Genomic DNA, 9,701 nt, shown 5'->3' on the forward strand with positions numbered 1-9,701 from the left:
CGATGACGACACTCGTGCGGCCGGCGGGTGCCCGGCGGATCGTCCTGCTGACCCTCGGCTATGAGGAACTGCCCAAGGCCATTTCGGTACACGGTGCCGCGCCGCACGAGCGGTTGCGGGAGCCTACCCCCGGTGTGCTGATCCAGACCAACGGCGGCTGGGTCCTGCTGGACACCGGATTCAACACCGCCCTCATCCGCGATCCCGCCCTGTACCGCCGGTTCTATCCCAATATCGAGTACATTCCGGTGCTGCCCGGCCCCGGCGAGCCGATCGAAGAGTCGTTGCACGACATCGGGATCGACATCGACGACATCCACACGGTGGCGGTCAGCCATCTGCACCACGACCACGCGGGCGGGCTCAAACTGTTCGCCGGCCGGGTCCCGGTGCACGCCCAGCGCCGGGAGCTGGAGTACGGGTTGTCCAACCATCCCGATCCCGAGCACCACGCCATGGCGCGGATCGACTTCGACGATCCGCGCATCGACTGGCGGCTCGCCGACGGGGACGCCGAGATCGCTCCCGGAGTACGGGCCGTGCCCACCTACGGTCACACTCCGGGCCACCAGAGTTTCGTGGTGGAACTCGACGAGTCGGTGGGCGGTGGCGGTTTCGTCTTCGCCTTCGACGCGGCCGACCTCACCGAGAACATCGAGCACGAGCTCGCCATCGGCGGTTACATCGGCGTCGAGGCCCAGGAGACGGTGGAACCCATTCGGCGGCTCAAGAAACTCGCCGCCGACCACGGCTACCCCCTGATCCCCGGCCACGATCCGCACGCCTGGCCGTATTGGACCGAACACTTTCGTGAGCGGTTCGGGCAATGACGAGCATCGAGACGCTGGACTGCGCGGGCCTGTGGCAGCGGACCCTGCTGATCGAGCCCGGTGGCGCCACCGACACCACCACCGATGTGCGCTGGCTGCAAGCGAACTCCCGGTTCGTCGACCTCCGCCGGCCGGCCCGCCGCCCCGGCTTCGCCGACCTGCGCGGCGCCGCCGGGCTGGCGGATCTGCCTGCGGCGCACCGCGACTGGCTCGACGCCCAGGACGGTTTCGCCGGTCTGCTCACCCGGGACGGCGACCGCTTCCACTGGGGACGACAACTGGCCCTACAACCGCCCGGGCCGCACCCGGACGAGGGGCGGATGCGGCGCGAGGGCGCGGTCATCGTCGAGACCGGGATCCACGCGGACTACGTCGAACACTGGACGCACAGCCCTCTCGAACCCGGATCACCCTGCTGGGCACTGGAACTCACCGGCGAGGACGGCTCCGGAACCGCCCTGCTGCTGCGGGCCGGGGACCGGTTCGGGTGGGCCGCCCGCAGCGCCGGGCTCGTTGAACTGGCCCTCGGCACCGTCACCGGCGACACCTGGACGATCACCGACTCCGCACTGCCCTGGCGAGAAGGCGATCACCTGGATCCGTTCCGAGCCGACGGGGCGGTACACACTCACGACCTCGACCGCGACGGCCACGGCTGTGTGCGCCGCTGGCAGGTCATCGACACCGAAGGAGATCCCACGCTATGAGCGGACTCACCTCGTTCACCTCCGTCCCCGTCGTCGACATCTCCGGCCTGCGCTCCGGCGAACCCGCCGACCGAGCCGCGGTGGCCGCCGAGATCGGCCGGGCCGCACGCGAAGTCGGCTTCTTCTACATCAGCGGCACCGGGCTGGACCCGGCGCTGTTCGACACCATGCTGGCCGCCACCGAGGAGTTCTTCGCCCTGCCGCTGGACCGCAAGATGGCCTCCTATATCGGGCTGTCCAGCTGCCACCGTGGCTACGTGCCCACCGGGGAGGAGGGCGATCACAGCCCCGGCAGCAAGCCGGATCTGAAGGAGGCCTTCGACACCGCGCTGGATCTGCCGGCCGACGATCCGGACCACCTGGCCGGTAATCCGATGCTCGGGCCCAATGTGTGGCCCGAGCTGCCCGGCTTCGCCGAGGCGGTCACCGCCTACTACCAGGCCGTGCTCGCGATCGGCCGGGACCTGTTGGGGGCCTTCGCGATCGCGCTCGGCGAAGATCCGGACACGTTCCTGCGGTTCGCCACGAAGACCCCGAGTCAGCTGCGCCTGATCCACTATTGGGAGGACCCCGCCGCCGAGGACGTCCAGGGCATCGGCGCCCACACCGATTTCGAGTGTTTCACCCTGCTCAAACCCACCGCGCCCGGCCTCGAGGTGCTCAACGGCGCCGGCGAGTGGATCGACGTGCCGCCGCTTCCCGACACGTTCGTGATCAACGTCGGCGACATGCTGGAGCTGTGGACCAACGGCGAGTTCGTCGCCACCACCCACCGGGTCCGCAAGGTGACCGAGGAGCGGTACTCGTTCCCGCTGTTCTTCAACGTCGACTACGACACCGTCGTCGCACCGCTCCCCCAGTTCGCCGACACGGACGGTCCGCGCCGGGCGCCCCTGCGCGCGGGCGAGCACCTGTTCGCCCAGACCGCCCAGATCTTCGCTTACCTGCGGAAACGGCTCGAGTCCGGCGAGCTGGTGCTGCCGGACGGCTCGGTCGGAGTCGGCACGTTCGGCCAGGGCGCCCGGCTGCAGCCGCCCGCTGGCGGGTTCGCCCCTACCGAGGCTTCCGCAGCGCTGCCATGAACATGGCGTCGGTGCCGTGCCGGTGCGGCCACAGCTGGGCGCTCGGGCCCTCGCCCAGATCCGTTACCCCGGGCAGCAATTCGCGGGTGTCGAGCTGTTCGGCGCCGCAGTGGCGGACGAAGTCGGCGACCACGGAGACCGTCTCCGCCAGGTGCGGCGAGCAGGTCGAGTAGACGACGACGCCACCGGGACGCACGAGTTCCCAAGCGGCACTGAGCAACTCGCGCTGCAACACCGTGAGTTCGCGAACGTCGTCCGGGGTGCGGCGCCAGCGTGCCTCGGGGCGGCGGCGCAGTGCGCCCAGCCCGCTGCACGGGGCGTCGACCAGGATTCGGTCGTAGCCGGGAGTCAGGCCACTGTCGCGGCCGTCGACGACGTGCACCGTGACCGGGGCGTTGCGGGTGGTCTTGCGGACCAGTTCCGCCCGGTGTTCGGACGGTTCGACCGCGTCGACGTGGAAACCGTCGATCTCGGCCAGGGCGCCCAGGAGCGCGGCCTTCCCGCCCGGACCGGCGCACAGGTCAAGCCACCGGCCCTGGTCCGGGCCCAGCAGCGGGGCCCGGGTGAGCGAGAGCGCGACCAGCTGGCTGCCCTCGTCCTGCACCGCCGCCATGCCCTCGCGGACCGGTTCCAGCTGCCCGGGATCGCCGCCGTCGAGATAGACCGCGTACGGCGACCAACGCCCTTCCTCGCCGCCGGTGACCAGCGCGAGTTCCTCCGCGGTGATATCCCCGGGCCGGGCGATCAGGTGCACGGCCGGGCGCTCGTCGTCGGCGGCCAGCAGCGCGCCGAGCTCACCGGCTCGCTCACCGAGCGCGTCGGCGAAGGCGTCGGCGATCCAGATCGGGTGCGCGAACTCGAAGGCCAAGTGCCCCACCGGATCCGCGGGCGCCAGCAACTCCACCCAGCCCTCGGCGTCGCGTTCGCTGGCCCGGCGCAGCACGGCGTTGACGAATCCCGCACGGCCGGGACCGAATTCGGCGGTGGCGAGCCGCACCGAGGTGTCGACGGCGGCGTGCGCGCCGACCCGGGTCCGCAGCAGCTGATACACGCCGAGCCGCAGCACATCCAGGACCGGGCCGTCGATGTCGTGCAGCGAGCGTCCCGCGCACTCGCCGATGATCTCGTCGAGAATGCCCAGCGACCGGCAGGCGCCGTAGGTCAGTTCGGTGGCGAAGGCGGCGTCGCGGCCGCTGATCTTGCGTTCCCGCAACAGCGCCGGCAACACCAGGTTCGCGTACGCGTCGCGCTCCCGGACCGCGCGCAGCACCTCGAGTGCGGCCTCGCGGGCCGGATCGACACCACTGCCAGCGGACCGGGCTGGACCGCCGTGCCGCTGGCGCTGGTCACCGCCGGACCGGCCGCCACCGGCACCGCCGTGCCGCTTCCCGCCACCGGAACCCGTTGCGCCTCGGGTTGATCCGCGCTCACCACCGCCGGAACCGGCACGACCACCATCGCCCCGGCCGCCCGAGGCGCCGGACCGCCCGGTAGACGCGCCCCGATCACCGGCCGCACCGGCACGGCCGCCGCCGGATCCGCGCTTGTCGCCCGAAGCGCCGCGCGGACCACCCGCCCGGCCTTCGCGCCCGGCACCGCCGCTGCCGGCGGGACGCCGGTCGGCCCGCCCGGCACCGTTGCGTTCGGGCCGCCCCTCCGCGGCGCCGCGCCGACGCGAATCCCCTTGCCCGCGTGAACTTTCCTCGCGACTCATCGCTGCACCTCACTCATCGCGCCACCGTGCCCGCACCGTGGGCTGTACACGAATCACCCTGTCCGAGTGAGCTTTCCCGGCCGCTCGTCGCCACACCACGCGCCGGCTGGGGCCGGTCGGCAGCACCGCACATCGCCGCTCGGCTCACTCCGCCACCGCGCCGGGCTCCAGCCGGGCACCGCGTGCCCAGTCCAGTGCGTTCATCATCTTCTTTCCCTGCGGCTGCAACTGCAGCAGCCGAACCGCGGTCGTCCCGGTACCGACGAACACTCCCGACTTGCGCACCTCGATCGCATGCGCGGGCAGCACCTCGTCCGTCAGCTCCACGGGCCCCAATTTCACTCGCTTACCGTCGATCTCGGTCCACGCGCCGGGCGCCGGGGTGACCGCGCGGATGCGGCGGTCGATCGCGAGAGCCGGCTCGTCCCAGCGGACCCGGCCCTCCTCGGCCTCGATCTTGGGCGCGTAGGACACGCCCTCGGTGCTCTGCGGCACGGCCACCAGCGCGCCCGCGGCGATCCCGTCCAGGGTCGACTCCAGCAGCTGCGCACCGGTTTCCGCGAGCCGCCCCAGCAGGTCACCCGAGGTATCACCGGTTTTCACGGTCTCGGTCACGACACCGAACACCGGCCCGGTGTCCAATCCGGTCTCGATGAGAAACGTCGAGGCACCGGTGATTTCGTCGCCGGCCAGGATGGCGGCCTGTACCGGCGCGGCACCGCGCCAGGCGGGCAGCAGCGAGAAGTGCAGGTTCACCCAGCCGTGCACCGGAATGTCGAGCGCCTCCTGCCGCAGCAGCGCGCCGTAGGCGACGACCGGGCAGCAGTCGGGCGCGAGCTCGCGCAACCGGTCCAGGAACTCCGGCTCCGACGGGCTGCGCGGGGTGAGCACCTCGATGCCGTGCTCGTCGGCGAGCCGGCCGATCGGCGAGCGGGTGACCTTGCGACCACGGCCGGAGACCGCGTCGGGCCGAGTCACCACGGCCACCACCTCGTGGTTCGGCGATTCGATCAAGCGGCGCAGCGACGGGACGGCCGGGTCGGGAGTGCCGGCGAAAACGACGCGCATCAGCGAGCCCGCTCCGCGATCGCGGCGCGCCGGTAGTCGTCGACCTCGTCGGCCGTCATCACCGTCTTGCCGGCCGCGAACCAGCCCGATTCCCGCACGTCCTTCATTGCCGAGCGGCGCTGTACCTTGTCCAGCCGGTCCAGGAACAGCACCCCGTCGAGGTGATCGGTCTCGTGCTGGGCCACCCGCGCCAGCGTGCGCTCGGCGGTGAACTCGACCGCCTTGCCGTACATGTCGACACCGGTCACGCGCACCTTGAACGCCCGGTCGACCTCGTAGCGGACACCCGGAATCGACAGGCAGCCCTCGAACCCGTACTGGCGCTGCTCACCGAGCACCGTCACCACCGGATTGACCACGTGCCCCGCCTGCCCGAACCGGTCGCGCGCGGAGGTGTCGTACACGAAAACCCTCAGCCCCACACCGATCTGGGGCGCGGCCATGCCGATCCCACCACTAGCGTGCATGGTGTCGGTCAGGTCGGTGACCAGCTGGTGCAGGTCCCGATCGAAGGTGCCGACCTCGTCCGCGCGGGCGCGCAGGACAGGGTCGCCGAACAGGCGGACAGGCGCAACGGTCACGTCAGACTCCCCGGGGCGTACGAACAGGTCGTCTCATTTTTCCAGACGCCGCGCGGGCACCCGGACCCGACGGTCGTGCCACCCAGATTCGGGGGCCGAAGCCGGTCAGCTGTGGGCGCCGAGAATCACACCCGGGATCTCGGTACCCAGTGCCACCGGCACGCAGTCGGGAGTCCGCGCGTGCTCGGGGTCGAGTGTGTTGAGCACCAGTTGCTGCACGTAGGGGTCGTAGACCATGTGGAAGTGGCCGGTCAGGTCGGCCGGGCACAGGTCCTGCAGCACCAGGTTCGTCGCGCCCGCCCCGTGCAGCGCGATGTTGTCGAACGGCTGGATCATCTCGTCGACCCGGCTGCCGATCGTGGTGTAGCGCACGCCCGGCACGGTGTCGCCGCCGGCGTTGAGCTGGACCATGTACGGCGCGCCCTCGGCCTGCTGCACCGCGGCCAGGCTGGTCGCCACCTCGAACGCCTGCATCAAACCGGGAACGACCCGGGACAGCGGAACCAGGCCGTACATGATGCCGCCGTAGCTCGGCGACGCGACGCCGACCCACTGACCTACCTTCGGCGCGCCGCCCAGCTGGTCGATCCAGTACCGCGTCACGCTGGCACCCTGCGAGAAACCGACCAGGTCGACCTGCCGGGCACCGGTCGCCGCCAGCACCTGATCGACGAAATCGCCTACCTGCCTGGTGGATTCCCAGATATCACCGACCCCGTAGTGGCCGGCCTCACCCAATCCGCCGTAGTTCAGGGCGAATACACAGAACCCGGCCTGCGCCAGCATCGGCCCGATCGCCGACCAGTCCGCGTAGGCGGTCGAGTCGGTGCCGTGCGCGAGCACCACCGGGCGCGGGTGCTCCGCGCTGGGCACGCACGAGAAATCGTTGGTGCCCGCGGGCGCGGCGTTCGGGTGCTGTACGAGATACCTTGTGGCACCGAGGTGGTCGGGCTGGGCCGGGCCGAAGTCGGTCGGCACGTCGGTCGCCGGGTATACCGGCGCCGGGCTCGCGTCCGCCGAACCGGCCGCGGCCAGCACGACCGCGCATGTCATCGCCACCAGGCCGCTGCGGGCCCACCACTGCGTTCTCACTGCGCCGATTCTGCCGGATTCCACGCGGGATGCCGGGAATATCGGCAGATCGGTCAGGGCTGGTGTCCGGCGATCAGCGAGTCCAGCAGGCCGGTGCCGAACGGAACCGGCTGACATACCGGAGCGGGAGCGTTGCCCGGGTCGAGCAGTTGCAGCACCAGTTGCGCCACGAACGGATCGAACACCATGTGGAAGTGACCGGTCTGATCGGGCGGGCACAGGTCCTGCAGCACCAGATTCACCGCGCCCGGCCCGTGCAGGGCGATGTTCTCGAACGGCTGCACGGCTTCGTCGAACCGGCTGCCGACCGTGGTGTAGCGGACGCCGGGCACGGTGTCGCCCCCGGCGTTCAGCTCGGTCACGAACTGCGATCCCGCGGCCTGCTGGACGGTGGCCAGATTGGTGAATTCCTGCACCAGGTCCAGCAGATTCGGGTTCTGTCGGACGAGCGGGACCAGGCCGTACATGTCGCCGCCGTAGCTCGGGGAGGCCAGCCCGATCCACTGGTCCACCGCGGGTGCGCCGCCGAGCTTGTCGATCCAATAGCGGCTGACGCTCGCGCCTTCGGAGAAGCCGACCACGTCGACCTGCGCGGCGCCGGTGGCGGTCCGGACGCGGGTGATGAAGTCCCCGACCTGATGACTGGACGCCCAGACGTCGCCGACACCGTAGTGCCGGTCTCCGCCGACACCACCGTAGTTCGGTGCGAAGACACAGAATCCGGCGGCACTGAGCTCGGCTCCGAGCACCGACCAGTTGGCGTACGCACTGCCGTCGGTGCCGTGCACGAGGACCACGGGGCGGGGATGTGCTGGGGTCGGCCGGCAGCCGAAGTCGTTGGCGCCCATGGGCGCCGCGTCCGGATGGTCACGCTGATAGTCGGCGGCGGCCATATATCCGGGTTGCGGCGGCCCCCAGTCGACCGGCACCTCGACAGGCGGGTAGCCGCCGGCGAGGTAGGGATCGGCGGTGGCGAGCGGCCCGGCCGCGACCAGGGTCGCGCACACTCCCGCCAGGGCTAGGCCGGACCGGACCGCCGCAGCGAATCCGAACCGGGTGGAGTACCGCGTCGGCGAACCCATGCCCCGATTCTGCCCGGTCCCGGCGCGTGGACACCGCCGGGGCGGCTATTCGCCGGTGACCGCGTCGTCGGCGAGGATCCGGTAGAGCGAGCGGCGGGCCTCGGTGAGGACCTCGGCGGCCTTGGCGGCCTGCTCCGGTGTACCGGCCCGGGCGACCTGCCCGACCGCGCCCATCAGCTGCCCGACAAGTTCGCGCAGGTCCAGCGCCTGATCGCCGATACCGTCGCGGACCTCGGCCCACGGATCGCCGAGTTCGTCGGCGTGCGTGCGCACGTATTCGGCGCCGGCCTCGGTCAGTTTCGCGGTCTTGCGACCGGAGATCCGTTCGATGAGCACGAGCTCCTCGTCCTCGAGCTGTGCGAGTGCCGGATAGACCGAGCCGGGGCTCGGGCGCCAGACGTCGTCGCTGCGCTGCCGGATCTGCTGGATGAGTTCGTAACCGTGCATCGGCTTGTCCTGCAACAGGAGCAGGATCGCGGCCCGGACGTCGCCGCGCCGGCCGCGGCCGCCCCGCCCGCGTCCGCGGCCCACCGGGCCCGGACCGAAGCCCCGGCCGAAGTCCGGCCCGAACTCCCCGAAACCGTGCGGGTGCCGGCGGAAGTGCCCGCGCTCGCCCGGGTGCATGCCGGGTCGTCCACCCCGGCGGTGGCGGCGGTCGAAGCCGCCGTTCTGAATGTCGTCCATGTTCCGCATGGTCGTGCCTCCTTCAAGGCTCGATGTTCTTTGACAGTTCGACGATATATCGGCAATCGGTCGATGACAAGGGTGGCGTGAGTCACGAAGCGAGAACGAATTGCCGCAAAGCTGGCAGGGACAGCCGAAACGTGGGCACGCACAGCCGAGCAAACAGGCTTGCCGGTCTGTTGACTGGGCGTCAGGACAATCGGACCTCTGGTCCGGTCCTTGTCAATCATCCATCGACAGGTCGGGAGTCTTAAAGATGATTCGCAAATTCTCAGCAACTATTGCTTTGGGTGCGCTCGCCGCTGCCGGAATCGCGCTGGCGGGCACGGCCGCCGCCGACCCCGGCGTGACCGGCGGCGCCAACGCGACCCCCAACGGCGTCACCGGCGGCGGCGCCGCCGTACTGCCCGGCGGCGGGGGCGCCAACGCCGGCGTGAACGCGCAGGGTGCACTGCCGCTGCCCGGCGGGCTCGGCGGCGCCACCAACCTGCCCGGCCAGGTCCTCGGCGGCCTCACCGGCGCCCTGCCGGGCGGACTCGGCGGCGCGCTGGGCGGTATCACCAACAGCCTGCCCGGCGGGCTGGGTGGCGCACTCGGCGGGATCACCGGCGGGCTCGGCGGCGGATTCACCGCTCCGGGAACCGGTGCCGGTGTCACCGGTGGCGCGAACGCCGGCCTGGGCGGGGCGACCGGCGGGGCGACCGGCGGAGCCACCACCGGCCTGGGCGGGGCGACCGGCGGAGCCAGCGCAGGGCTGGGGGGCGCGACCGGCGGCGCGACCGGAGGAGCCACCACCGGCCTGGGCGGGGCGACCGGCGGAGCCAGCGCAGGGCTGGGCGGCGCGACCGGCGGCGCGACCGG

9 protein-coding genes and 1 pseudogene are annotated in these 9,701 nt (G+C 71.3%); 4 read left to right on the forward strand and 6 right to left on the reverse strand.

The genetic code is table 11. The features are described from left to right. The first annotated feature begins 2 nt into the window (after positions 1-2). From EBN03_RS31890 to EBN03_RS31900, 3 genes are read left to right on the forward strand one after another with little or no spacing between them, the layout of a single operon-like run. Positions 3-830 carry an N-acyl homoserine lactonase family protein gene (locus EBN03_RS31890; protein ID WP_122191892.1) on the forward strand — a complete coding sequence of 276 codons (828 nt, stop codon included), beginning with the start codon at positions 3-5 and terminating at the stop codon, positions 828-830. Then, complete coding sequence (locus EBN03_RS31895) at positions 827-1,537, forward strand: hypothetical protein (protein WP_122191893.1); 711 nt, start codon at positions 827-829, stop codon at positions 1,535-1,537. The genes EBN03_RS31890 and EBN03_RS31895 overlap by 4 nt, the downstream gene beginning before the upstream one ends. Next, positions 1,534-2,619, forward strand: coding sequence for an isopenicillin N synthase family dioxygenase (locus EBN03_RS31900; RefSeq protein ID WP_122191894.1), 1,086 nt, complete (start codon positions 1,534-1,536; stop codon positions 2,617-2,619). Before EBN03_RS31895 ends, EBN03_RS31900 begins: the two co-directional genes overlap by 4 nt. On the opposite strand, the gene EBN03_RS31905 is transcribed toward EBN03_RS31900, so the two are convergent. The 6 genes from EBN03_RS31905 to EBN03_RS31930 form a co-directional block, all read right to left on the reverse strand. Continuing rightward, on the reverse strand, positions 2,591-4,333 hold the full coding sequence (locus EBN03_RS31905) for an RsmB/NOP family class I SAM-dependent RNA methyltransferase (RefSeq protein WP_267899324.1): 1,743 nt from the start codon (positions 4,331-4,333) through the stop codon (positions 2,591-2,593). The two genes, EBN03_RS31900 and EBN03_RS31905, sit on opposite strands and share 29 nt — an antisense overlap. Before the next feature lie 144 nt (positions 4,334-4,477). Beyond that, positions 4,478-5,401, reverse strand: coding sequence for a methionyl-tRNA formyltransferase (gene fmt, locus EBN03_RS31910; RefSeq protein WP_122191896.1), 924 nt, complete (start codon positions 5,399-5,401; stop codon positions 4,478-4,480). After that, positions 5,401-5,982, reverse strand: a complete 582-nt coding sequence (def, locus tag EBN03_RS31915; RefSeq protein ID WP_122191897.1) for a peptide deformylase — start codon at positions 5,980-5,982, stop codon at positions 5,401-5,403. The genes fmt and def overlap by 1 nt, the downstream gene beginning before the upstream one ends. Positions 5,983-6,087: 105 nt before the next feature. Then, on the reverse strand, positions 6,088-7,035 hold the full coding sequence (locus EBN03_RS31920) for a lipase family alpha/beta hydrolase (protein WP_122191906.1): 948 nt from the start codon (positions 7,033-7,035) through the stop codon (positions 6,088-6,090). A 92-nt stretch (positions 7,036-7,127) separates the two neighbouring features. Further along, a complete protein-coding gene (locus tag EBN03_RS31925; protein ID WP_122191898.1) occupies positions 7,128-8,156 on the reverse strand; it encodes an alpha/beta fold hydrolase in 1,029 nt (342 codons plus the stop codon). Positions 8,157-8,201: 45 nt separating this feature from the next. Beyond that, entirely contained in the window at positions 8,202-8,849 is a 648-nt protein-coding gene (locus EBN03_RS31930; protein ID WP_122191899.1) for a PadR family transcriptional regulator, read from the reverse strand. Between the two features lie 247 nt (positions 8,850-9,096). Here EBN03_RS31930 and EBN03_RS35640 point away from each other — a divergent pair. Continuing rightward, positions 9,097-9,701, forward strand: a pseudogene (locus EBN03_RS35640) (hypothetical protein); the annotation flags it as partial.

Source organism: Nocardia stercoris (assembly GCF_003696265.1).
GTDB classification, from domain to species: domain Bacteria; phylum Actinomycetota; class Actinomycetes; order Mycobacteriales; family Mycobacteriaceae; genus Nocardia; species Nocardia stercoris.